Here is a 25,568-nt window from a genome sequence, read left to right as displayed (position 1 = left end):
CTCCTTTAATAAAATAATGAAGAAACGAAACCGCTTACATTTAGGGTCATCTCTATTCTATCGAATATAATAATCAGCTAAAAGGTACAATTATTTTTGTTATAACCCAATTTTTTGGCTTTTGATTATTTATAGCGCTGTGTCACGGAACTTTTCCTCGCTGTCGTGCTTCCGGCGCATCATTTGCCGGTATTCTGTGGGCTGCATGTCCATGACATCCCGAAATGATCGTGTAAAACTTTTGTAGCTTTCATACCCTACCATGGTGGCTACCTCTACAATTTTATGATCGGTTTCGGCCAGCAGCCGCCGGGCTTTATCCAGGCGCACATCGCGCAAGTATTCTGCAAAGCCTTTGCCGATATTTTTTTTGAACAGGTTAGAAAAATAGGCATAATTAAGCGACACGTGGTTCGATACCATCGCGAGATCCAGGGGTTTATGATAGCTTTCGTGTATAAAGCGTATGGCTTCATTCAAATCTTGCGAGTTGCGATAGCTGCACTTATATTCATAATAAAATTGGTTCAGCCGAAGCAGCTGTTGTTGCAGCGCCTGAATATAATCGCGAATACCCGGATAATCGAATAGATTACGTAAACATTCGCTGTCCAGCGCTTCTTCCCCCATGTACGGGCGGATTACACGCACAGATTCCTCCAGCATCTGTACAATGGCACGGCATAGCTGCTGTGTGTATTGGATGTGATAACGTTGCAATGTATCTTTGTGAAATATCATAGAAATGCCTTGGGTGATTGTACCGCTGTTTTTGGTGCCGATTAACTGGAACAGGGCATATAACTCCTCATAGGGAAGCTCCCACTGCTGCTCCAGTCGCTCAATATGTGTTGGCAAGATGCAGCTCTTCTCTGGAAACAGGTAACTGTGGCGATAGAGCTCTAGCGCTTGTGTATAGCTGCGGGGCAACTCCTTCAATCCTTGCTGCGGGCTGGTCATGGCAGTAATGGCATCTATCTGTCCTGCTTTGAGGGCGGCCGGGAAGGCTCCCGTATCTACGGCTGCATCAACCGCGAGAATCAGGTACGGGCGGTGTTGCAGGCATATACACCCTCGTCTGCCATACACACGGTAGGCAAGGGATTCCATACTGTGGCTACTGTCGGCCCCCGGTTGGTTAATCCATAATTCCTCCCGCAGCAGACACAGGCGGTAATTACTCCACAACTCTGGATTCTGTTGCTGGGTCTGGAGAACCCACGCTTCATCAATCATTGCACCCTGCATGAACATACTCAGTTCTTTGCGGTCTGTCTCCCGGGCGCGGCGGGAGATATGCTCCATATTACGCGAGAGCGCCTGCCGTGTTTTTATCTCATTTGCTACATGTTCTACTGCGGTTTGCAGATCTTCACGTTTCACAGGTTTGAGCAGGTAGCCTTTTGCTCCAAGTTCGATGGCTTTTTGAGCATAGGCAAAATCACTATAGCCGCTAATAATCAGGTAATCTACCTCAATATGCTCCTGTTTGCTCTTCGCCATCAGCGTCAGTCCATCCATATCGGGCATCCTGATATCAGTAATCACCAGTTGGATGTTGTGCTGACTCAATATATCTAAGGCCTCAATTCCGTTTACTGCACAGTAAATATTGTCCAGCTGCAGCGGAAATTGACGCAGCATCGCCTGCAGCCCATCACGAATGTGCTTTTGATCGTCCACAATTAGAATATTGATCATGCCCTACCATCCTCCAAGATTCACATTTTCCCAAGGCAAACGTATGGTTACACAAGTATAGGCACCCTGCACACTGTCAATCCAAAGACCGCAGTTCTTACCATAATGAAGCTGTATGCGCTTATGCACGTTCTCCAAGCCCAGTCCGTTTTTGCTGGTAACAATCGGTGAATCTGAGTCGCCCCGCAGCACAGCCTGCAGACTGGACAGCATTTCCGGGTCAACACCTGCGCCATCATCTCGTATCTCAATTAGCAGAAGGCTTTCATTTTCTACCGATACGGTAATATGGATACGTACGCTGCCGCCCGAGGGCGCTGCATGATGAACGGCATTTTCGACGATGGGCTGCATGCACATTTTAGGAATTGTATAACGCAGTACCTCCTGCGGGAGATCCGCCGTCAACTCAATGCTGCCACCCTCCATGAAGTTTATGAATCGGACATAGCTGTGTATGTTGGCAAGTTCTTCGCTAAGCGCAACCGTATCGCTGCGCCATTGCATGCTGTATCGCAGTTGTGAGCCTAAAGACACCAACGCTTCGGCGATAGCGGGCTGTCGCTGAACCTCCGCGAGCATACGGATGGATTCCAGCGCGTTATATAAAAAGTGTGAATTGATCTGCGAATGCAGCGAGTGCAGCTGTGCATTTTTGGCAATCAGCTGCTTATCTACCACTTGGGTCATCAAATGTTTGATTTCGTCCAACATATTATTGTAGCTGACGGCCACCTCGTCGATTTCGTCACCGGTTTCGTTTTTATCCAGGCCGGTATCAATTTTCGCATCCAGTTGGCCTTGCCGCACCTTGCGCATAGAAGCCAGCACCCTGTCGAGCCGGCGGAAAATGCGCCGAGTGGTATGTGAAACGAGCAGTAACATTAGCAGCAATACACACAATGTGATCGCTACTACGAGCAAATACCAGCTTCGTGGGCCTTTCATCAGCGCTTGATGAGAGGCAATATCCACTACATAGGCGTTCAGTGGGGCGATGTAGCGATACAACGCGTAGTAAGTATGGTCGCCTACCTTGACCTTAATGGGGCTACTCTGCTGCAGCACATCCAGCCGCTGGTGAATGCTACCTAGAATGTTATCCAATTCCTCACCGGCATTTTGTGAAAAGATATGCTCAGGATTGTATACAGATCGGGAAGAGTCGGCTCCATCCATCACTACAGAAAAGAAATCCCCCCCGCTATCCTCAAGCAGGTCACTGAAAAAGACGCTATGCTGGGCGCGGATTTCCATAATGGTAGGGAGTTTCTGCTGTTGCCCCTGAAGGCGTACCAGCCGGTAATAGGATAGCGTATGCTCTCCATCTTTAAAAGCAAATAAGCGGTATGCCGCACCGCCTTCCTCCCGAAGTGTCACCCAGTAGTCCTTCGGCCAGAACTTGTCATAATGGTAGATTTCAGGCCAAATCTCAAATAGGTTTGGATTATCGACATAGAAACTTAGCTCGCTGATCATCTCGTAGCTTTGAATGATATTATGCATTTGCTCAAATTGATTTTGTCTAAATTTTACGAGACGCAGGCCATCCCCGCGCATATTGGAGTGAATAAAATCTACAAATGCCTTTTGATTCAGCGCAGTAGAGGAAGCGTTCTCAATAATGCCCATTTTGCTGCGCAGTTGTTCGTTAATTCGTGAGACATGGCTGCTGCCGGTAGCCATAGCGTCCTTGTATAGCTGACTTTCCTGTGTGCGGATAAATAAAAAGGATACCACAATCGCAGGGATGGCAATCATCATGCTAAAAGCCAGAAACAACTTTTGGGAGATTCGGGAATTACGGTACAGCTTCCTCATTTTAGTCAGCAGATACTTCATTTAAGTAGCCTCCTACCCTTGTAATATACCATATATTACAAACTGCCCGGTAGGTAACTAGGCTGTTTTGTTAAATGGTTAAAGAAGCGAAAAAGGGAATACCGGCCACCCTTTCGGTGGCCGGCAGCAATCTTAATACGGGCATTATTACTCTGCCATTTTGGATTTTCGCACATCCAGTTCAGCCTGGCGGTATTCCATCACCTTGCCAAAGTTGTAATTCTCGCGGCGGTCAAGGAAATTGTCGAAGATTTTATCAAATTCAGCCTCATTTTTGGCCGTAATTAGCTCAGGGAGTACTTCCTCCCAATTTTGCGAAATACGGGACCAGGCTACCGACACATCAGAATCGCCCTGTGGATCTAAGCCCTTATAGATACCGCTATCAATATCGGCCTGCTTATTGGCGAAGTCTTCCATTTGCTTAATGACAGGAGATTTCTCCGGTCTCCACTGGTTGACGATTACAGGGTTTCGCATCATCCAATAGGTATCCATGATGCCGTATTCTTTCTCCAGCTTCTCAATATCAGTGTCGAGTAATTTTACCATTTCAGGCTTCAGTTGCGGCTTGCCATCTACCATCTCCCATGTTTCGCCTTCCTTGCCAAGGAACAAATCTCGTTGGCCTTCTTCGCTGGCCAGATAGGTCAAAAAGCGGATGGCTCGTTCAGGGTTTTCGGTTGATTTGCTAATCATCGTCACCATCCAGCCGTCCATGTTGCCAGGGAATAACTTAGGGTTATCGCCCTTGCTGTTCTTTGGCCCATCGACTGCGATGTAGTAAGAGTCCGGGTTGCCGCTAGCAGCCAGCATAGGATTGACAGCCGACATACCGGTCCACTCGCGGACCATCATGAAATAGCGGGCGTTGTTTGTTTTTTCCTCTACCTGAGTATCGGAATCCACCAGGAAATCCACATTAATCAACCCGCGCTCGTAAGCCGTACGGAAGGTTTTTAGCCAGGCAATATAATCGGGATCGGTAATGCGGTCGTATACTTTTCCGTCTTTCTCATGCGGAACGGCCAGTAGGTTCTGCAGATATTCGGTCATCCCGTAAGGGACGTTCCCTTGTGCAAAAAAGGGACTGATGGGCTGGCCTTTATATTGGGAGTACTTATCCTTTACCAGTTGCAGTGCGTTCAGAAAGCCCTCTGGAGTGCTAAGGTCCGGGCTGCCCATCTCCTCATACAGATCTTTCCGCACCAGGAAAGTCTGGTTAGCCGCCGTCATGCCAGTTTCATGCATCAGGTTGGGGCTATATGAATCATTCGGAACGCCATAGGTATTGCCATTTTCTTGACGATACCACTTCAGTGTACCGTCCCCGGCCACCTTGAAGAAGTAAGGGTCATACTTGTCAGCTAATTCATTTAAGGCGTAGACATGATCGCCTTCCCACAGCTTTTTGACAGCGGTTTCCCACGAACCCATTGATATCAAGTCTGGCAGCTTGCCCGAGGTCATCATCAGGGTAATATGTTCATTGGCTTCACCGGAAGGTACTTCAAGCTTGATGTTTACGCCTGTTTTTTCCGTTACGTACTTGGAGGTCAAGCTGTCTCCCCAAGTGTGGGCATACCAGTTAGCACCTACGAACCAGGTTAAATCAACAGGGCTGGTATCCAGCTTCCATGCCGGATCATCGGGATTGAGCTTTGCTTCACTCGGGGGCGGCTGTGTACTATCTGTAGGCTGTGGTGTCGGCTTATTTTCACTATTCGCTGAATTGGAACACGCGGCTATGCCTAGCATCAGGCTTGCGGCCAGAACGAGGGTCAACCCCGGCTTAATGAGATTACGTTTCATGACATAATCATCCTTTCTTTGCTGCTTCTGAATTTTTGAATACCAGTTTCTAGACACTCACACTCTTATCCCTTAATGGCGCCAATCATCACGCCTTTGACCAGATAGCGTTGAATGAAAGGATAGACTATCAGAATAGGCAGTGTGGCCACCATCATGGATGCAAATTTAATAGAGTTGCCGGGAAGTCTTGCGCCGAATTGCGCCATAGCTTGCTGCTGCATGAAGGACATAGAGTTCTCCGCAATGATTTTGTACAGCATGGTCTGCAGTGGCAGTAATTCCTGCGAACGGATGTAGATGACCCCCTGGTAATAATCATTCCAATGATAAACGGCTGAAAAAAGCGATATAGTCGCAATGACAGCCATGCTATTGGGCAATACGATTCTGAACAGGACGCCATAGTCTGAAGCACCGTCTACCTTCGCAGACTCCTCCAGGCTATCGGGTATGGTGCGGAAGAAGCTCATGAAAATGACCATATTAAAAAAAGTGTACATAGAGGGAATGATGAATATCCAAAAATTATCATATAAGCCCAGCTTCGTCATCAGAATAAATGTAGGGATCAGCCCGCCTGAGAACAGCATCGTAACCAATGCGATTTTAAGATACAGCTTGCGTCCGATCAGATTAGACTTGCTCATTCCGTAAGCAATAATGGCGGTAAACAACACATGCGTTGCTGTCCCGATCACTGTGCGCAGAGTGGTAATGTAAAAACCGTTCATCATAGTCTTATCATTGAACACAACGCTATAGCTGGCCAGCGATAATTCTTTGGGAAACCAGTTGACGGTGCCCAGGGATGCCTGCTGCGGAGCATTAAGCGAGTTAATGAATACAAACCACATCGGGTACAGTGTTAAAAAGCAAACCGCCAGCATCAGCAGGGTGTTGCAGACCTCAAATACTCCAATTTGCCGAAATCTTTTGCGTCTTTCCATACCTCTGTCCTCTCCCTTCTAAAAAATGCTGTCGCCGGTTAGTTTTTTGGATGTGTGATTGGCCAAAAACAACAAACCTAGCGCCACAATAGAGCGGGCGAACAGGACGGCTGTTGAGAAGGAATGGCGCCCGGAGACCAACCCCATGTTGTAGATATACAAGTCTAGGCTTTCCGCCATCCTCATGTTCATATTGTTCTTCAACATAAAGATCTGCTCAAAGTTACTGCCGAGTATCCCGCTGACAGCGAGGATGAACAAAATAGCGATGGTGGGGCGTATGCTCTGAATGGTGATATGCCACATCCGCTGCCGCCGATTTGCGCCATCCAGCTCAGCCGCTTCGTACAGCCCCGGATCAATGCCGGATATTGCCGCTATGTAGATAATGGCGCTCCAGCCGGTTTCTTTTAACGTATCGGTGAAAAAGGTGATCCACCAAAAGTACTTAGGGTCGCTGTTAAACAGGATTTCGCGTTCCTGGAACCCGAACGCCATCATCAACTGATTGATCACACCGCCCTCGCCCAGCCAATTGAGCGCAATGCCGCCAAAAATCGTCCAGGCAATAAAGTGCGGCAGGTACGAAATGGTTTGTACCGTTCGCTTAAATCGAAGACTCCGTATTTCATTCAGCAGCAAGGCGAACAAGATAGGAATGGGAAAACCCAAGACCAGCTTGATGCTGCTCATTCCCAGAGTATTGCGAATCGAACGCCAAAAACGCTCATCCGTCAAAAAATCCTGAAAATGCTTCAGCCCGACAAACGGTGATTCTAGTAAGGGTTTGGCGATGCTGTAGTCCATAAATGCAATAATGAGCCAGAACATAGGGATATAACAAAAGATAAACATCCAGATGATTCCCGGGATAACCATGCTTTGCAATTGCCACTGCTTAAAAAGCGCTTTCATTTGTTCCGTTCTGTATTGGAACATTTTCCGTGCCCCCTTTCTATTTCATCGTATGAAAAAGCGTATAGGAAAAAAAGCCCATGATTATCGACCCTATCCCATTTTTTTAGATTTGTTTGACCAGCCGCAAAAATTAAGTATGCTGTGATTAAATGAAGGGAGTGTGCAAAGGATGAATAAACCTATATGGGAACAGAATTTCTTAGATAGAAATGCCGATTTAAAGCTATGGAATGTCCGCCTTGGCAACGACTTGTTAGATAATGAGGGTAATCCCATAGACCCAGGTTGGGGCAACGGAGAGCAGCAGTATTACACGGATCATTCCAGCAATCTGTATATCGATGAATTTGGCTTAAACCTGTGCGCGCGCAGCGAATCCATTGAAAAGGATGGGCGCAATTTTGCATATACCTCGGCTCGTTTGGATACAAAGGACCATTTTTCCTTTTGTTATGGCAAGTTGGTTGTGCGTGCAAAACTGCCGGTAGGGCAAGGGGTATGGCCTGCCATCTGGTTGCTTCCGCAGGAACAGGCTTACGGGCCTTGGCCAGCTTCCGGCGAGATTGATATCATGGAAGCCAAAGGCCGCTTGCCTCAGCAAATATCCGGAACACTGCACTACGGAAAGAATTGGGAACATCAAATCGTTGAGGAGTTCTCGCACCATTTTGAAAGCGGAACCATTAATGAATTCCATGATTATGCACTGGAATGGAATGCCAGTTCGATTCGATGGCTGGTAGACGGACATTGCTTTGCCGAGCGTTGCTTGGAGCCAGGCATTATGCCCTTTAACGAGTCATTTTATCTGGTGCTGAACCTTGCAGTGGGCGGCTGGTATGACAATGTAGCGGTTGACGAGACTGCACTGCCAGCGGTGATGACGGTTTCAGGGATATGGCTGTATCCATAATTAAAAATTTTGGAGATGCCCTCTTTTTCGATTTTCAATACCTACATCCCATCTGGTAGAATAGGGAAAACCATATTTCTCTATATTCTAGTAACTTAATTATAAGCTTGGGGAGGTAGACTATGGACAAAGAACTAGTGGCACAGCTGACACAGTGGCATGAAGATGATGAACACCAGAAGATTGTAGACACTCTGATGGAGATTCCTCCAGCGGACAGAGATTACGAGGTAGTCAGCAGTCTGGCAAGAGCGTATAACAATGTGGGATGTTATGAAGAAGCCCTTGAACACTTCGCGATGATTGCGGAACAAGGGCAGAATGATTATCTGTGGCATTTTCGTGTGGGATATTCCTACTATTATTTGAATCGATATGAGGAAGCGGTGAGAGTGCTGAGTATTGCCCATGACCTCGATCCGGATGATGAGAACACGGCCATGTTTTTGAAATTCAGCCAGCGCAAGCTTCGCAAAGAACAAGACGCCGCAGCCAGACGGGCAATCAGAGAACAGCATAATGATTCGGGGACGACTGCAGCTCCTTTTGACGGGATGGATCTCTCCGGCTTTTGGGACGATAGCGATTATGCGCTAAAAGAATATGTTTCTTCTCCGCCTACGGATGAGCTGATTGCTTCTGTAGAAGAAGAACTGGGTTACAAGCTTCCTGCCTCTTATATCAGTCTGATGAAGCAGCACAATGGGGGAGTGCCTTATAATACTTGTTTTCCGACCGAGGACGCGACCTCATGGGCTGAGGATCATATTGCGATTACGGGCATTATGGGCATCGGACGCGAGAAAAGCTATTCCATCTGCGGCGATCTCGGCAGCCCGTTCATGATTGAGGAGTGGGGGTATCCCGACATCGGCGTGGTAATTTGTGATTGCCCTTCGGCAGGCCATGATGTCGTGATGCTGGATTACCGCAATTGCGGGAGGGACGGCGAACCCGAGGTAATTCATGTGGATCAGGAAGATAATTATGAGATTACGTTTCTGGCCCAAGACTTCGAGACGTTTATACGCGGCCTGGTGAGTGATGAGGAATACGACACCTCTGAAGAAGATAAAGAGGAGGATTTGCGCAAAGTAGCCGTAGGCCAATTCTCACCTTTGCTTGCGAAGCTGTGCAGCGATGTGTCTGAGGTAGATCAGCTTGAGCAGAAGATCCGTAAAGTCTGTACCCGAATCGTTGAAGAGAAGGGACACTTCTCCTTTCATGCGGATGAGCTTTCTACTCTGATGTACGATGTGCAGTTCTGGCTGTACACAAGCTCTTATCCAAATACGAGCCGTCAACAATATCTGGATGTATATGAGAAAATGATCGCTTTTGGCGGCGAGTTCGGGCAAGGAGGATACGCTCCGGGATGGATCAGCGACTGGCTGGATGGGCGAATACGGGAAGAGCTAATCGTCCAGGAAAACGGGGTGCTTCGCTTCACAGATCAAGCCCGCTCTGAGGTCATTGCACGGCTGGAAGCGGAAGCTGCAAAATAGGAGACGTTGATTCGGGGGCTACTCTCCCGCACGGAGCTCGGTTGATCACAATCGTATTCAAGGGTCATCCCACAAAGGATGGCCCTTAAACTTGCCGTTTCAGACAGTGCACTCCGCATAATAAGCGAAAGAAAATTAAAGCGCTTACTCGTGAAGTATTTATATATAAATGTAATTATTAACATTTTTCGACAACATTCACCTTACTTTTACATGGTAGTTATGATATATTCTGGGCGAATATGGATAACAAAAAAGAAAGGGGAATGAGTATGGAAGCGTTGGTGTGGACATCTAATCATAAGCTGGAGCTTTGCGAATGGGAAGAGCCGCAGATTGCAGCACCGGATGAAGTCAAGATCCGGATTGAGATGACAGGTGTATGTGGAACAGATTTAGCAGTCATAACTGGGAAAGAGGAGGGGGTTCCAGGGGTCATTCGTGGTCATGAGGCAGTAGGGACTGTAATCCAAATCGGCAGCAACGTTGACCGTGTTAAGGTAGGCGACCGCGTAGTTATCGATCCGAATCAAAGCTGTGATGAATGCTATTTTTGCTTGAAGAAACAGCCGCACCTCTGTACGGGCATCGATGGAAATGGGATGCCTATTGCGGGTTTGAATCGAAATGGGACATTCACTTTTTTTTACTCAACTGCACAAACGTTTGCACACCGTCTTCCCGATCATATGAGCTGGGAGACGGGGGTTTTGATTGAGCCGCTTGCCTGTGTACTGCACAATTTCAAAGAAGCCAATGTCACAGCAGACGACAAGGTACTCATTCTTGGATCGGGTCCAATGGGACTGTTAAGCCAAATTGTGAGCAAGTCGAAATCTGCGCTCACGGTAGCGACTGAAGTTAATCCCTATCGGCTAGCTTTTGCCAGAGAGATCTCAGATTTTGCTTTAACCCCTGCCCAATTAAATCAAGCTACCGTAGACAAAATCTGTGCGGGACATAAGTTTGATGTGATTATCGATACGGTGGGCACTCAACTCGAAATGGCGGAAAAGTGGATTGAACGTGGAGGCCGCATCGTTCCTTTTGGTATTAATGCGAAGTATCGCTACACCTTTTCCCCTACTAAATTCGTGCAGCATGCAATAAAAATTATAGCAGCAGGTGAATACCGCTACATGTTCGAGGAAGCTTTGCGGTTTGCCGCTGAAACTCCTGAAATGGAGAAACTAGTGACTAGAAAAGTTAAGCTCAGTGAGCATGAAGCAGCGATAGACGAGTTGATCGGCTATGAATTGAACTCTTTGAAGGTGGTTGGGAGTGAAACCGTAAAGACGGTTTTTGTTCCCTAAACGTAAGACTACAATCAATGAGAGGTGGCACTGTTGATGAGCAATGATAGCAAATTCAGATTAATTAAAGATTACTTGTCTACACAAAAGGCTAAAGACATAGAGCCAATTTGGATACCCGCAGTGTGGAATGAGTGCCAATATGAGCGTGTTCTCTTAGAAAAAGAGGGTGAAATTTGTGTACACCCGTATGATTTTTTGACAGATCATTTGAATTATCTGGACAGGCTTTCGTGGAGATATCTGCTTAAGGAACGCACAAATCTGGACGATAGCGCGATCTATTCTTCGCTTATTCGCTATTCTACGGCTTGGGATTACAACCATGACGGAAAAATTGAATCGGGTACTTTTTTAAGATTCTTTATTCTTCTGCCTCTGCTAAAGAAAATGGGCATCAATATTCTGTACATGCTTCCAGTTAACCAGTACAGCAAGTTGAATCTGAAGGGGGATATTGGGTCCCCTTACGCAGTGCAATCGTTATTCCATTTGGACGAGAACCTGCACGATAGCCTATTGGATGATATGGAGGAGTTTACGATCCACGATGAGCTCAGCGCTTTGGTAGAGGCTTGTCATTTACTTGATATTAAGACTGTTGTTGACTTCATTCCCCGTGTGACGGCGAAAAACAGTGCGTTCATTACCGAGCATCCTGAATGGGTGTATTGGATCAAAATGGATGAATTAGAAGGCTTTGCGCCGCCCGCAATTCCCCAGCTTGGATTTTTTGAGGAGTGTACGCCGGACAAATTGGAGACGGTCTACCGCAGCCAGGAGACAGCAGTATTTCTGCGGAAGTTCACGCCACCGCCCAATGAACTCCATCCAATCCTTTGGCAGCACTTGAAAGAGAAAGCTGCTAAAACAGGAGAGGAGCTATTAACTTTGGTGGAGCAAGAGATGGGGATAACGACTGCTCCAGCGCATTCGGATTGGATAAATGATGTGCAGCCGATTTGGACAGACATTACGTTCTTACGCCTCTACCAGGATTTCTCTCCGCAAGTGAGACATCTTATAAGTCCGGATCAGGCGCCATATGTCCTTTTTGATACGATTAAATGCAATGACTACCCGGGAGAGGAGCCGAATCTGGAGCTGTGGGATGTTCTGGAGGAGGCAGTACGGGTTAATCTCGAAAAATATGGGATTGACGGCTTCCGCATCGACATCGGACACGTGCTTCCTATTCCGTTGTTGACTCGTATTTTTGACACGATTAAAGAGATGAATCCAAATGCGATCTTAATCAGCGAAGATTTGTTCAATCGCAACCACAAGAAGGCAGCAAACACCGGCTATAACATTATGCTTGGCAGTGGATGGAACGTCATGACACAAATTACTAAAGAGAATCTCATTTCATTCTTAGAAGAGCTGCCTGAGTTGAATATTCATATATTTGCCTGTGCAGAAACAGCAGATACTCCTCGGATCACCAGCCGTGGCGGTGTAGAGGTTGCTCGGATGATCGCGGTATTTAATCAATTTCTTCCGAACGCAATTCCATACGTGACGACGGGTTATGAAATGAATGAGGAGCAGCCGCTCAACTGTGGTCTTGGAGACAACACGAACGGAAAGGAGATTTCCCGAGCTTTTTTTAACGTTATGCAAATTAATTGGACCAATCCTACACCGATGCTGCCGCTGTTGGCGGAGCTAAGTGAACTCAAGAAAGATTGGCGCCACCTAGTGAAGCCGGAAAACTTTTTCGTGGCTCAATCCCCGGAAGGTATTGTTCTGTACGGGTATATGCAAGGGGATGAAACGCTGCTGTGCTGCTTTAACTTGAGTGCTGATGCTTTCTGCCAAGTTGATTTGAAGGTTGCCGTACCTGGCCGATGCCCAATGACGGTAACACTGGATAGTTCCTTAACGGGTAGCAGCGTAGGTCAGGCGTTCGATTGCTTGCTGCTTGCGCCTAATCAGGCTTTAGTGCTCGTAAACAATCATAGACAATTTAGGTAAGGGAGAGAGGCTGCAATGGAAAAGAACAATAAGGAAGTCGTGGTATGGCATGAGTTTGATGGTCCAGGAGATACCTCGATTGAGGTGCTGGAGGGAATTTGTAAGCTGTATACAGAGCGCTTCGGCGTACAAATTACACCACAAGTGATGAATATTACGGAGCTGACTGCGCGCCTGAACCAAATTAAGGACACCCAGCAAGGTCCGCATCTGGCGATGGTTCCTGCTGACATGTCCTCCTATGTGGAGAACGGTCTTTACTCCGAAGTACCGGGCGGGCTATTTGACGATACGCTGACTGAGGGAGCCCTTTCAACGATGCAAATGAATGGTGTTCAGTATGGTATCCCTGTATTGCGGGGTAATCATCTGGTTGTGTATTACAACCCGTTGATTTACCCTAGTGCGCCGACGACATGGGACGTGTTCGAAGAGGCAGCAGAAAAGTTATCCGCCCAAGGTATCATACCGATTGGAGCAGACTTACAGCAAGGCTATTGGTTTATTCCGTTCCTTACAGCTTTCGGCGGTTGGCCTGTACAGAATGGAAAGCCGAATATCGTCACCTCTGAAATGAAGCAGGCGCTTCAGTTTATTCGCGACAAGATGGATCAAGGCGTGCTCGTTAGTCTCGACGGCTCCACAGGACTGCTTGAGCAGTTCATTGACGGTAAGATCGGCGCCATTATTTGTGGCGAGTGGATTTATAACCATCTAGATAAACATATGAACAATAGGCTTGCGGTTTGCCAGCTTCCGAGCATCGAAGGGCGGCAATCATTATCCATGTCTTCTTCTATTGGCCTGATCTACCCTAATCATTCATTAACGTCCGAGGAGCGGGAAGATATTTTATCATTCACGCGCTTTATGCTGAGTGACGAATGCCAAACTATGTGGACGCTGGGTGTACAGCGGATTCCGGCTCAGGAAGAGGTGCTGAACCATCTAGCTGCCTCTGCTGCGCCTAACAGAAAGATGATTTTATCGCTTTTGGATCACTCACGGCCGATGCCGACTTATCCCTTCATGATCCATGTATGGGAGGCGTTAAATGCGGGTCTTATCGAGCTGCCCTTGAGCAATCCTGAACAAGCATTGAACAAAATAGAACAGACTATTCAAGCCTCTTGGGGCGCATTTAAAAGCTAATTAGAGATGGGGAGAGCCAAATGAAAACAACGATATTCAGCCAAATTTCTATTGATGGAAAGCTCACTATGGGCGCTGGTAATTCGAGTAAAGAGCTTTTTTCTTTATTTTCCAGTGAGGATATGGAATTTATTCATCTATTCCGGGGGAAGGTGCAGGGAATTATGGTCGGCAAAAATACAATTTTGACGGACAATCCCTTTCTTACTAATCGGTATGAGGAAAATAAAAATCCAATTCGTATCATTCCGACAACTACCTTGGATATTCCGCTAGATTGCAATGTACTCTCGGACCAAGGGAAGACGATTATTGTCACGACCGAGAAAGGACGGGATGAAGAAAAAATCAAACAGATCCGGCAAAGAGGAAAGGAGTGCCTTATCTGCGGCGAGGATAAAGTAGATTTTGTGGAGCTTGAACGTCAGTTGGAGGAGAACTATGGGATTACCAGTCTGATGGTCGAAGGCGGCGGATTCTTAAACTGGCATATTTTCAATCAGGATATCGTCGATGAGATTATTCTAATGCAGCTTCCAATCATCATAGGCGGCTCCACAAACATTACTTTAGTGGATGGAGACGGGTATCAGCAATTGAACTTTGCGAAAAAGTTCAAGGTTGTAGAAATTCAACCAAAAGATAACTACACGCTCATGCGCTACAAAAAGGTGATCTAACCTCAAACTAAGTCATAGACTGCGAATGGCTATAAGTTCTGGAAAAATCGAGAATATGGGGGTTGTGAACGATACATGTCAGAGAAAGAAGATTTCTACAAAAGTGTGTATAAAATCGCTGTGCCCGTTACGCTTCAAAGCTTGCTGATGGCATTGCTTAATTTGACGGATCAATTGATGGTTGGGCAGCTGGGAGATGTGGCAATTGCCTCGGTGGGGATGTCGACCAAAATATACGGGATCATCGCGGTTGTCTTGGCCGGTTTATCGACGGGTGTATCCATATATGCAGCCCAGTTTTGGGGAAATAAAGATTCCAAAAGCGTCTCTCAAGTACTGGGTCTCGGACTGATCACTGGCTTTGCGTTCTCGTTCCTGTTCTCTGCGGCTGTCTTTATCGATTCGCCGCTCTTTCTGAGCCTATTCACTACAGACATGAATGTAATAGATGAGGGTTATATCTTTCTCCAGATAATGTCGATCGGTTTTGTGCCTGTCATGCTCACGATGATGTATTCCGCGATTTTACGCAGTACTGGCCATGCCAAATGGCCGATGTATGTAAGTCTAATTGCAGTTGGCTTGAATATTATACTGAATTACGTACTTATTTACGGACATTTCGGTGCTCCTGCGCTTGGTCTGAAGGGCGCTGCCATTGCTACTCTTATCTCTAGGGTCTTCGAATGCTTGTTGATCATTGGTGCCGTGTACCGGTATCGTTTACCGGGAGCTGTCGGGTTAAAGAACTTATTCATTGTTCCTAAACCGCTCATTCGCAAGTTTTTTGGAACGACCTATCCGCTGCTACTGACTGAATTAATCTGGGTATTGGGCGAAACAGCATATGCGATTATTTATAGCCGTATGGGGACGATGGAAATGACTGCGATGACCATTACCTTCCCACTTCAGGGTCTTTGCATTGGCCTATTATCGGGTCTGGCTAGTGCAGCAGGGGTAATGGTCGGCAACCGTTTGGGTGCGAATGAATCTGATATCGCACTCGATCACGCGAAAAAGTTCATTCGTCTAGGCATCATTATCTCTCTGATCGTCGGGGTTATTATTGCGGCAGGCTCGAAGCTGTATGTCTCTGCGTTCAATATCTCCGAGGACGCTAAACAAATGAGCATGTATATCGTTATCGTGTTTGCTGGATTTCTTTGGGTCAAAGTATCCAATATGATTATAGCCGGCGGTATTCTAAACAGCGGAGGAGACAGCAAGTTCGTATTCGGCATGGAGTCTACCGCAACGTGGCTGATAGGTGTCCCATCCGGGCTGTTGCTGTCATACATTTGGAAGCAACCTGTCTACCTTGTGTATCTCGTCATCTCGCTGGAGGAGGTTGTCCGCTTTGGCTTCGGCTACGCCCGGATTTACTCCCGTAAGTGGATGAGAAATTTAGTTAGTGATCTGGCTGAAAAAGCTATGTAATGTAGGACCTGATTGAATCGCTCAAGACTCCCATGTATTCCCGATAAGGGGATGCATCGGGAGTTTTTTTAGCTACCGATATGATTTTCATAAAGAAAAAGGGTGAAAAAGGGCCAGCCCACAAAAGATGGTCCTAAAACTTGCGATTACGGACAGCGCGGTGAGCCATATCATAAGTAGGGCGAGAAATCTTGGTGTGCAAAATTGGAGGGTATTTTAAGGAGAGCCGTCTATTTCTATTTTACTTAGGTTGCTTACGTCTTCTGAGATAGGACCGGATCACAAATACCGCTTATAATAAAAATAAAGCTATGGTTAACAACGGCATTTTGTTAATGGGAAGCCCTCCTGAAAAATATTTGCTGAAGCCATGAAGTCCCCATCTCCAGGTTCTATCATAGTTTAAATTTACCATATATTAACTTTTGTTTGAAGTTTCAATGGTTTCATAAATCTAAAATAGTCTATGGACTGTTCAACAAATTGTGTGAGTGCTGCGGAGGTGATTTTATAGGATCAACTCCGCAAGACGATGAATGCCTTGCTCAATCGCTGCCTCATCTACTTTTGCAAACCCTAATACCCATCCTTTTCTTTTGCTATTCAAACAATAGGGCCCAAGAGGGTACACACGTATTCCATGTTGTAGGGCTAACTTTGTCACAGCTTCTTCGTCGAATGTTTCCTCAGCTTCTAATAACATATGTAATCCAGTTTCTACTCCACTGAGCGTGAAGCGCTCCCCTAATCCGCTAGCCATAATAGCTTTTGCCATGACCTCGTGTCTTCGCCGGTACACATTTCTGACTCTTCGCATATGGCGCATAAAATGACCATTTTTAATGAAGTGGGTTAGTGTTAGCTGATCCATAATCGGAAGATGACGGTAAGTCAGTTCCTGCACCTTCGCTAGCTGAGCAATTGCCTCGACTGATCCAACAATAGCCGAAATACGAATGCCTGGTGCAATCATTTTAGAGAAACTCATGAGGTACAAAGTATTATTAGATACCTGACTAAACAGCGTTGGCAGCGGCTCCCCGCGATATCGAAATTCACTATCATAATCGTCTTCAATGATCCAAAATCGTTCTTGAACGGCCTTATACAGCAATTGTTGCCGGCGGGGCTCCGACATAACGACCCCTACTGCGCACTGGTGGGAAGGGGTGGCAAAGACCAGCTTGGATTGCGGGTGAATATGCTCAACCACTAGACCATACTCATCAACGGGAACGGGTACCACATTCATACGGCGGTATCTCATTGCCATCCAAGCAGCTGGGAAACCTGGATCCTCTACTGAGACAGTGTCCCCATCAGCTAAAAGTGACTGTGCGATTAAGTCAATACTATGCTGAGCTCCTGAGGTCAACAGAATCTGATTGGTTTGGACATGTATGCCCCGTTCAAGTGATAAATAACGCTGTATTTGCTCACGTAATGGTGTGTACCCGTAGCAGTTACCGTAAGCCCAGCTTGATAAATCCATTTCAGCGGATGCCTGGAGCAGCGATTGCCGCCAGTTTTTTTGAAATTGTTCATCCAAATAGGGTTCATGGGGACTGAAATCAATATCCACTTCTAGCTGTTCTTTACCTCTGAACCAGTCATGTAATTGATCAACAGCTGAGTCTAGCAAGGAGAGTGACGGAGGTGTGGGGCCCTCTGTTTCTATTTCCTTCGTGGACATAGTGACTTGCTTCCACGTACTAACTCGCGTCCCTCCCCGGCGGGAGGTAACTGTATAACCTCGACTTAACAATTCCTCATAGACGATCTGTATAGTTGAGCGGGAGACACCTACGATGTGCGCAAGTTCGCGGGTAGGAATCAGTAATTCTCCTGGTGCCCAGACTCCGCTAGTAATATTATGAATCGCTTGATCAAGCAATTGCTGCCAGATCGGTCTCTTATCATTGCGAATTACTTTCATCATCGTACATACCTCCAAATAGAAACTCCAATCATAAAAAACGAATTATGGATTGCTCTAAACAGCGAATTTTGGATATTTTAATGCAATCCATTCATTGATATACTACCGTAACAACGCTGGTATCCGCAATTTAAATAAAAGGAGAGATTCGATATGAATTCGGTTCGTTACAAGACCAGGGAATGCCTAGATCAAGAGAAGATTGAAAGGTTCCTTCACCAAACGAGATTAGGTTATCTGGGGTTGGTTGATGGGAACCTCCCTTATGTTGTGCCACTTAATTATGTATGGACTGAAGGGAAACTGTATATTCACGGGGCTGGAGATGGAAGACGTAATCAGGTCATGCGTGATAATCCGGAGGTATGTTTTACGGTATGTGAGGAATACGGAACTATTACAGACCCGGTACCAGCCAAAACGGATACAGCTTACATGAGCGTAATGATTTTTGGACAAGCAGAACCGATTTCAGATTTGGATGAAGCCACACACGTACTTCAGGAATTGATCAATAAATACGTACCGGGTTATTATAATCGCCCCTTGTCCAAGCAGCATGTGGAAAAGTATAGATCGGCTGTATTTGGCGGTCCGGTTCAAGTTTATCGGGTAATTCCGTATCATATCACGGCAAAAGAAAGTCCTATTGAAGCAGAAAAAATGTATAAAAGTGGCATGGGTACTGGACGAGATGTTTAGCCGCAAGATACCATTACAAATGGTGTTATGCTAACGAGGTCTTTGGCAGCCTTTATGTCCTAATCATATGGGGAGAGGGAGGCTTTTTAGAGGTACTATCTATCAAAGTAGGCCGCAATCCAATGAAGGAGGGCGGCCTACTTATTTTTACATTTATTTAGGTTGTTTACGTCTTCTGAGATAGGCCCAGAACACAAATACCGCTACTAGAGCAATAATGGCGCTAATGGTGATAGACCTTGTTAGATGATTATTATCGTCCGCATAATATGCGGAAGCAATGGTTCCCGACCCATCCTGCTCGTCATCGGAAGAATCGTTCTGCATCGTTTGTAACACATCAATTAAATGCCCGGGTGCTTGAGGCTCCGAAATATTGCTTAGTCCTTTTGTTTCTGCTGATGAGGCTTGTTGTGGGGCGATGATTAGTTCCTGATTGTCTTTCTTGAAGGCAGCTATATATTCGTCCCGCTCACGGATAAGTGTAGGCTCACTCACTTCACCCTCAGCTTCTAGTGAATGAATAGCATAGGCCAAAGTATTAGGATTTCCTCCAAACTCAGTAACTTGATAGGACCCGTTTGAATCCTTTTGAATGATCATTTTAGATTTGGGTATTCCGCCCGATAAAATAAGAAACTCCCAGTTGTCTTGGGGTGTGACCGTTTCAATCAGACTATCGGAAGCCGCCCTAAGCTTAGCACCATCAATAAAATGAATCTGCATTCCTTGACCTACGGTAATTTCACTAATCTCTGCTTCATTCTTGTAACCATACCCTTCAGGATCTTTAGATAGCCCTTCTTTAATCAATGTTAATCCTTCTGTATTTGCAAAAGAAACAACATCTTCAGTTACGGTCTGAGCCCATACAGGTGAGAAAAAAGTCAGAAATAAAACGAATGAAGTTACAGTTAACAGCAGCGTTTTCTTAATGGGAAGCCCTCCTTAAATATATTTGTTGAAGCCATGAAGTCCCCATCTCCAGGTTCTATCGTAGCTGGAGCCACCTTTAATGTTGGTGTATAACATGGAGGTTTTTGTGCCCCCACTCGGGTTCATGTGTTGAATCCAATCATTTCCACTATATGTGTCGTACCCATAGATAACTACTGCGTGCCCGCCACCGGTAGCACTATTCCATTTCCAGCTTACATATATAGGACTGCCAACATTATCAATCTGGTTTTTTACATCGCTGTAAGATAGTGCTCCTGTATGATTCCAACTGGAGACACCATAATCATGAATGCCTTCTTGAACAGTTCCATAAGATTCACTCTCGTCTGTTGTACAGCCGGAGGTTCCCTTCACATGATCATAAAAAGAACATTGGCTTACAGAGATTCCGTAATATTGAAGTATGGTAACGCTGGTCGCAGCCCAGCACCAATTATTCTTAGCTTGTGTAGCTGTAGGGTAGCCAATTAAATTAGTCGCATATGCTTGGGAAACAAAAGAAAAAAGAAAGACTGAAACAAAGGTTCCAACAAGCATCAATCTCTTTTTTAAAGATAGTTTCATGAATGGAATCAGCTCCTTATTATGGATTAATATTCCTTTTAATAACACTATTAAAATACCATATATTAACTTATGTGTAAAGTTTAAATATTTTTTCGTTTTTATAATAGATTCTACACATTTGATATGGAGAGGGGGATACTGATATGGATAAGGAAATATTGATGCTCGTAGGAATACGTGCTCCAATGATCCAAAGCAAGCCATTCATAACAAAAGCCACTCCGCTAAGGAATGGCTTTTCTTCATTTACTCTGCAATTACTAGTTACAACTGAGGTTCCTTGCTAACTAGGTTTGCTTTCTTTTCAATCATGAGCTTGTTTTTCGTGGGCATAAATAATGTTATAACAAATGCGGCAATGGATAAAATCATCATGAAGTAGTAGGCGTCACTTGCCCCAAGAATCGATGTAAGGGATTTAAGGATCTCAGGAGTAGCGGAGGGATTATTCTGCATCAGTGTAGTTGCATGACTGGTTGCCTGCACTGTATAAATTGTAATTACGACAGCAGTACCAATGGCCCCGGCAATTTGGCGAACGGTATTATTCACAGCTGTACCATGAGTGCCGAGTTGTTTGGGCAACGCATTTAGTCCGGCTGTATTGAGTGGCATAGTAATGAAGCTTAATCCAATTCGCAGGCCTATGGTACGAATCATTAGATAAGTATACGTGGTCGATTCAGATAAATCTGTTACCGCCCACATAGATGGAATAATAAACAATAGGCCAATGATGAACAGCGGTTTTGCACCGAAACGGTCGTATAATTTACCGGTGACGGGTGACATGAACGCATTTACGAGTGCGCCCGGCAACAATAGTAGTCCTGCATCAAATGCTGTAAACCCGCGACCATTCTGCAGATAAATAGGCAATAAGATCATATCTGCGTACATCATCATTGTGATTAATACGTTAATAAGAGATGTCATCGTAAACACTTTATTTTTGAAGACCGACAGGTTTAGCAGTGGATCATCCGATTTGATTTGTCGAAGACAGAATACGGCTGTTACCACGACCCCAATCCCTAAGGTTAGGATCACGATTACATCATCCCAGCCTTTACTTCCTGCACTACTGAAGCCGTATAAAATTAAGCCGAATCCGACGGTTGATAAAAGAACACTTACCACATCAAGCTTCGACTTAGACGTCTCAGATACATTCACTAAATACTTGAACGCCAACGCTATAACAATGAGGACAAGTGGAATAAGCCCGATAAATAACCAGCGCCAAGAGTGGTATTCGACAACAAATCCCGCAAGGGTCGGCCCAATAGCAGGAGCGAATATCATCGCCAGCCCAAGCAGTCCCATAGCGCTGCCACGTTTTTCAACGGGGAAGATCGCGAGCACAACACTCATCATGAGCGGCATTATAATGCCAGCACCGGCAGCTTGGATCATCCGTCCGATTAAGAGTAGACTAAAGCTCGGCGCTGCTGCACAAATTATAGAACCGATTAATAAAAATGACATGGCACTTATAAATAATTGCCGTGTTGTAAAACGTTTCATTAAATAGGCCGTAATCGGAATCAAAATCCCGTTGATCAGCATAAATCCTGTTGAAATCCATTGTACGGTTGTTGCTGTGACATCAAAAACATCCATCAAACTACTTAAGGCGACATTTAAAAGCGTCTGATTGAGTGTGGATAAGAAACAACCAAAGATTAAGATGGTTAGTAAGATCCCTTTATTTATGTTCTTAGTGTCTTCTTGCATGTTGCAGTCCTCTCTTCATTGCTTTTTCGACATAGTGTCAATAAAATAAATCATATCAGGATTTAAAAAGTATTCCTATTTGCAATTTTATTGAAAATGTCGACTAATCGACAGAATAGGCAAATTAGTTGATGAAAGGCCATTTAAACGATAATAGAGGGATGAAATGACTGAACATAAAAGAGTTGACCCACGAGCCATTCGCTCAAAAAAGATGTTGAAAAACGCTGTTTTTTCATTATTGGCCGACAATGTGGAGATTTCGCAATTGACCGTCCAAAAAATCGCCAACCGCGCGGAACTAAATCGCGCAACGTTTTATTTGCATTATGAGGATATTAACGATTTATTGCGCCAGATCGTACATGAAATCTTCGATGACCTATCCATGAAGGTTGAACCGCTATTACAAATGAAGAGCAACAACGAACAGGAGCAGCTGATCACCTTTTTAAATTATTTTTTTGAATACCGGAAAGTTTTTGCTGTATTGATTGAGCATAAAGGCTTCAAAAACCACTTGACCAACCTGTTAAAAAATACTGTCGAAAAACGAAGAAACGCGAGGAACATTGACTCTACTAAGGAGGTAGTCTCCGTTGATATTATTGCAGCCTCACTACTGGGGATTATTATGTGGTGGATTAAGGATGGCAACCAATATAGCGCTGAATACATAGCGGGGCAAATTACCTTGATGTATAAAAGAAGATATTTATAAGGGCTTTTATGATATATTCAAGTAAAGTTTGAGTCCCTAGCCAATATTCATAAAAAAGGAAGTGCGAACAATGGATTTAGAAACGGTCATGCAAGAGCTTGAAGCTCTCGGCAAGGAACGCACCAAGAAAATATATCTATCCAATGGCGCGCACGAACCGCTTTTTGGTGTGGCCACAGGCCAGATGAAGCCTATCTTCAGAAAAATAAAACATAATCAACCCTTGGCCGAGCAGCTTTATGCTACAGGAAATTATGACGCTATGTATTTTGCCGGGGTGATCGCGGAGCCTAAAGCAATGACAGAGTCGGATTTTGAGCGGTGGATTGCTGGGGCTTATTTTTATATGCTATCGGACTTTGTGGTGGCAGTAACGTTGGCGGAGACGGATATTGCACAAGAGGTTTCTGATAAATGGATTGCAAGTGAGATAGAGTTGAAAATGTCGGCGGGCTGGAACTGTTACTGCTGGCTGCTCGGAAATCGCCCGGACAGTGAATTTTCCGCAGAAAAATTGGCCGCTATGTTGGAGCTTGCTAAAAATACGATTCATGATGCCCCTGAACGAACGAAATACGCAATGAACAATTTCATCTACACTGTGGGCGTATCCTATCTGCCGCTTCATGATAAAGCGGTTGAGATTGCAAAGGAAGTTGGTCCGGTGGAAGTCCATACCGGTAGTGCAAAAAGCAAGATTTTGAATGCTTCAATTAATATTCAAAAGGCAGTTGATAAATCGCAGCTGGGCTTCAAACGAAAACATGTAAGGTGTTAGTCAGTCATGGAGTGCTAAGGAGAGCGTATTGAAGGTTGTGCCTGCAGACAGAAGAATTGGGGGCTTGGCTGACAAGCCCTTAATTGTGTGCAATAAAAGTTAATGGAACAATAATAAAGCGGTAATTAATGTTATTGACAAAATATTTGACAATGATTAGTATTGAAAAATATTAAAAATGAAGTTAGCGACATAAAAATTAAATAATTCGCAAGCTATGATTGCTATGGATCACACTATAGCAGGAGCAGCTTCTGGAGAGACCGTGGGGGAATCCCCCGGCGCCGAAGGGTTCACAATCTCAGGCAAAAGGACAGAAGAGTACTAGATAATTCATTTGTTATTCTGATCATCGTCAGAATAAATAAATGTATTTTATTTATTATTCTTATACCTAAGAGATTGGAGCGTATCCAATCTCTTTTTTGTTATCATTTTCACTTGTTATTTTTTTCACATAAGGGGGAGTTCGAAATGGCAGCACAAGAATTAAAGAGAGATTTAGAGAATCGACATGTTCAGCTCATTGCGATTGGTGGAACCATCGGTACCGGATTATTTTTAGGATCTGGAAAAGCTATACAGCTGGCAGGACCATCGATCATTTTTGCTTATTTAATCGTGGGTATCGCTATTTTCTTTGTGATGAGGGCATTGGGAGAACTTCTGTTGTCAAAAGCAGGTTATCAATCTTTTACAGACATTGCCGAAGACTATCTTGGACCGCGGGCGGCGTTTGTAACTGGATGGACCTATTGGTTTTGCTGGATCATGACGGCTATGGCCGATATTATAGCTGTTGGGGTCTATGTACAATATTGGTTTGATATCCCGCAATGGATACCCGCAGTCATTTGTTTAATTATTTTATTAGGACTCAATTTATTAACTGTAAAAAGCTTTGGCGAATTGGAATTTTGGTTTGCTTTAATTAAGGTAATCACTATTCTCGCGTTAATTGCCATAGGGGTAGTTTTACTGGTGATTGGATTCAAAACAACTACCGGAACGGTTGCGCTCAGTAATATTTGGGCACATGGGGGAGTATTTCCAAACGGGATTTCCGGGTTCTTACTTTCATTTCAAATGGTTGTGTTTGCTTTTGTGGGTGTGGAATTGGTGGGGGTATCAGCAGCGGAAACATCCAATCCAGAAAAAACTATCCCATCGGCGATTAATAAAATACCTTTACGAATTCTATTTTTCTACGTGGGTGCTATTATTGCCTTATTATGCATCAACGCTTGGACAGAACTAAACCCGGCAGAAAGTCCTTTTGTTAAAACATTTAGTTTAGTGGGGATTCCGATTGCCGCGGGGGTTATTAATTTCGTTGTATTAACTTCAGCTGCTTCTGCTTGTAACAGCGGGATGTTCTCAACAAGCCGGATTCTATACAATCTAAGCAGAAATGACCAGGCTCCAGCCAACTTTGCAAAGCTTAATAAAAATCATGTACCAAGTAATGCTTTATTCATATCCACGCTTGTCTTATCTGTAGGGGCTTTGTTGAGTAAGCTGATTCCGGAGACGGCCTTTGGCATCGTGACAACGATTAGTGCCATTTGTTTCATCTGGGTTTGGGGCGTCGTTCTAATTTGCCATTTGCGATATAAAAAGACGAAGCCGGAATTGCAGGCCAAATCAAAATTCAAGGCACCGTTCACACCTTTTGTGAATTATGTTGTTCTAGCCTTGTTTGCAATCATACTCATAATTATGCTGTTTGCTGATGAAACTCGTCCGGCATTATTGTTGACGCCTTTATGGTTTATTTTATTATTTGTTTTGTATTCGATAAATAGAAGAAAGAGGGAAAGAGATAATAAAATAATCAGGACCGAAACACCTCTCTAGTTTATGAGGAAAGCTTTAACCGGCGCAGAAGCCGTGGTTATATTCAACCGCGACTGGGCAGGGAGCCCTTGCCGGTTTCAAGCGTTCCTACATGGACGTTTGCT

The 25,568-nt window shown here is 44.9% G+C and carries 21 protein-coding genes and 1 riboswitch; of the genes, 12 read left to right on the top strand and 9 right to left on the bottom strand.

The window, feature by feature from the left end:
- Positions 1–129: 129 nt before the first annotated feature.
- The 5 genes from NSQ66_RS29945 to NSQ66_RS29925 all read right to left on the bottom strand — a co-directional run bounded on the left by NSQ66_RS29945 (position 130) and on the right by NSQ66_RS29925 (position 7,244).
- Complete coding sequence (locus NSQ66_RS29945) at positions 130–1,701, bottom strand: response regulator (RefSeq protein ID WP_038573904.1); 1,572 nt, start codon at positions 1,699–1,701, stop codon at positions 130–132.
- 3 nt (positions 1,702–1,704) lie between these two features.
- Positions 1,705–3,543, bottom strand: a complete 1,839-nt coding sequence (locus NSQ66_RS29940) for a histidine kinase (RefSeq protein ID WP_038573903.1) — start codon at positions 3,541–3,543, stop codon at positions 1,705–1,707.
- 147 nt (positions 3,544–3,690) lie between these two features.
- A complete protein-coding gene (locus NSQ66_RS29935; RefSeq protein ID WP_036682383.1) occupies positions 3,691–5,355 on the bottom strand; it encodes an extracellular solute-binding protein in 1,665 nt (554 codons plus the stop codon).
- Between the two features lie 65 nt (positions 5,356–5,420).
- A complete protein-coding gene (locus tag NSQ66_RS29930; protein ID WP_038573901.1) occupies positions 5,421–6,305 on the bottom strand; it encodes a carbohydrate ABC transporter permease in 885 nt (294 codons plus the stop codon).
- An 18-nt stretch (positions 6,306–6,323) separates the two neighbouring features.
- Positions 6,324–7,244 (bottom strand): ABC transporter permease subunit, encoded by a 921-nt coding sequence (locus NSQ66_RS29925; protein ID WP_036682380.1) that lies wholly within the window; start codon positions 7,242–7,244, stop codon positions 6,324–6,326.
- A gap of 148 nt (positions 7,245–7,392) precedes the next feature.
- On the opposite strand from NSQ66_RS29925, the gene NSQ66_RS29920 reads away from it, so the two are divergent.
- The 7 genes from NSQ66_RS29920 (at position 7,393) to NSQ66_RS29890 (ending at position 16,203) form a co-directional block, all read left to right on the top strand.
- Complete coding sequence (locus tag NSQ66_RS29920) at positions 7,393–8,136, top strand: glycoside hydrolase family 16 protein (RefSeq protein WP_051491236.1); 744 nt, start codon at positions 7,393–7,395, stop codon at positions 8,134–8,136.
- A gap of 122 nt (positions 8,137–8,258) precedes the next feature.
- Positions 8,259–9,641 (top strand): SMI1/KNR4 family protein, encoded by a 1,383-nt coding sequence (locus NSQ66_RS29915; RefSeq protein ID WP_038573899.1) that lies wholly within the window; start codon positions 8,259–8,261, stop codon positions 9,639–9,641.
- 242 nt (positions 9,642–9,883) lie between these two features.
- Positions 9,884–10,954, top strand: coding sequence for an alcohol dehydrogenase catalytic domain-containing protein (locus NSQ66_RS29910; protein ID WP_256717867.1), 1,071 nt, complete (start codon positions 9,884–9,886; stop codon positions 10,952–10,954).
- A gap of 36 nt (positions 10,955–10,990) precedes the next feature.
- Positions 10,991–12,931: an alpha-amylase gene (locus NSQ66_RS29905; protein ID WP_081382521.1), complete on the top strand. Its 1,941-nt coding sequence runs from the start codon at positions 10,991–10,993 to the stop codon at positions 12,929–12,931.
- Positions 12,932–12,946: 15 nt separating this feature from the next.
- Positions 12,947–14,083 carry an extracellular solute-binding protein gene (locus tag NSQ66_RS29900; RefSeq protein ID WP_038573897.1) on the top strand — a complete coding sequence of 379 codons (1,137 nt, stop codon included), beginning with the start codon at positions 12,947–12,949 and terminating at the stop codon, positions 14,081–14,083.
- Between the two features lie 20 nt (positions 14,084–14,103).
- Complete coding sequence (locus NSQ66_RS29895; RefSeq protein ID WP_036682374.1) at positions 14,104–14,763, top strand: dihydrofolate reductase family protein; 660 nt, start codon at positions 14,104–14,106, stop codon at positions 14,761–14,763.
- Positions 14,764–14,838: 75 nt separating this feature from the next.
- Positions 14,839–16,203, top strand: coding sequence for an MATE family efflux transporter (locus tag NSQ66_RS29890; RefSeq protein ID WP_076140586.1), 1,365 nt, complete (start codon positions 14,839–14,841; stop codon positions 16,201–16,203).
- A gap of 508 nt (positions 16,204–16,711) precedes the next feature.
- Here NSQ66_RS29890 and NSQ66_RS29885 read toward each other — a convergent pair.
- Complete coding sequence (locus tag NSQ66_RS29885) at positions 16,712–18,142, bottom strand: PLP-dependent aminotransferase family protein (RefSeq protein WP_076140587.1); 1,431 nt, start codon at positions 18,140–18,142, stop codon at positions 16,712–16,714.
- Between the two features lie 153 nt (positions 18,143–18,295).
- Here NSQ66_RS29885 and NSQ66_RS29880 point away from each other — a divergent pair, with 153 nt between their 5' ends.
- Positions 18,296–18,844 carry a pyridoxamine 5'-phosphate oxidase family protein gene (locus NSQ66_RS29880; RefSeq protein WP_076140589.1) on the top strand — a complete coding sequence of 183 codons (549 nt, stop codon included), beginning with the start codon at positions 18,296–18,298 and terminating at the stop codon, positions 18,842–18,844.
- A gap of 153 nt (positions 18,845–18,997) precedes the next feature.
- Here the strand turns inward: NSQ66_RS29880 and NSQ66_RS29875 are convergent, their stop codons facing one another.
- Positions 18,998–19,657: a hypothetical protein gene (locus tag NSQ66_RS29875; protein ID WP_076105128.1), complete on the bottom strand. Its 660-nt coding sequence runs from the start codon at positions 19,655–19,657 to the stop codon at positions 18,998–19,000.
- A 135-nt stretch (positions 19,658–19,792) separates the two neighbouring features.
- Positions 19,793–20,368, bottom strand: a complete 576-nt coding sequence (locus NSQ66_RS29870; protein WP_076105127.1) for a C39 family peptidase — start codon at positions 20,366–20,368, stop codon at positions 19,793–19,795.
- A gap of 146 nt (positions 20,369–20,514) precedes the next feature.
- On the opposite strand from NSQ66_RS29870, the gene NSQ66_RS29865 reads away from it, so the two are divergent.
- Positions 20,515–20,658: a hypothetical protein gene (locus NSQ66_RS29865; protein WP_179086882.1), complete on the top strand. Its 144-nt coding sequence runs from the start codon at positions 20,515–20,517 to the stop codon at positions 20,656–20,658.
- On the opposite strand, the gene NSQ66_RS29860 is transcribed toward NSQ66_RS29865, so the two are convergent.
- Complete coding sequence (locus NSQ66_RS29860) at positions 20,636–22,108, bottom strand: DHA2 family efflux MFS transporter permease subunit (protein ID WP_038573885.1); 1,473 nt, start codon at positions 22,106–22,108, stop codon at positions 20,636–20,638. The two genes, NSQ66_RS29865 and NSQ66_RS29860, sit on opposite strands and share 23 nt — an antisense overlap.
- A 166-nt stretch (positions 22,109–22,274) precedes the next feature.
- Between NSQ66_RS29860 and NSQ66_RS29855 the strand changes: the two genes are divergently transcribed.
- From NSQ66_RS29855 to NSQ66_RS29845, 3 genes are all read left to right on the top strand, one after another.
- The gene (locus NSQ66_RS29855; RefSeq protein ID WP_038573882.1) at positions 22,275–22,829 is read left to right on the top strand and encodes a TetR-like C-terminal domain-containing protein; all 555 of its coding nucleotides are present in this window, start codon (positions 22,275–22,277) and stop codon (positions 22,827–22,829) included.
- Positions 22,830–22,899: 70 nt separating this feature from the next.
- The gene (locus NSQ66_RS29850; protein ID WP_038573880.1) at positions 22,900–23,607 is read left to right on the top strand and encodes a DNA alkylation repair protein; all 708 of its coding nucleotides are present in this window, start codon (positions 22,900–22,902) and stop codon (positions 23,605–23,607) included.
- A 244-nt stretch (positions 23,608–23,851) separates the two neighbouring features.
- A riboswitch (glycine riboswitch) is annotated at positions 23,852–23,934 on the top strand.
- A 147-nt stretch (positions 23,935–24,081) separates the two neighbouring features.
- A complete protein-coding gene (locus NSQ66_RS29845) occupies positions 24,082–25,464 on the top strand; it encodes an amino acid permease (RefSeq protein ID WP_036682353.1) in 1,383 nt (460 codons plus the stop codon).
- Positions 25,465–25,568: the final 104 nt, after the last annotated feature.

It is taken from the genome of Paenibacillus sp. FSL H3-0329, from assembly GCF_037963285.1.
Lineage (GTDB): Bacteria > Bacillota > Bacilli > Paenibacillales > Paenibacillaceae > Paenibacillus_AQ > Paenibacillus_AQ odorifer.
The sequence above is the reverse complement of the archived record's forward strand: the minus strand, read 5'-3'. Positions and strand labels throughout refer to the sequence as shown.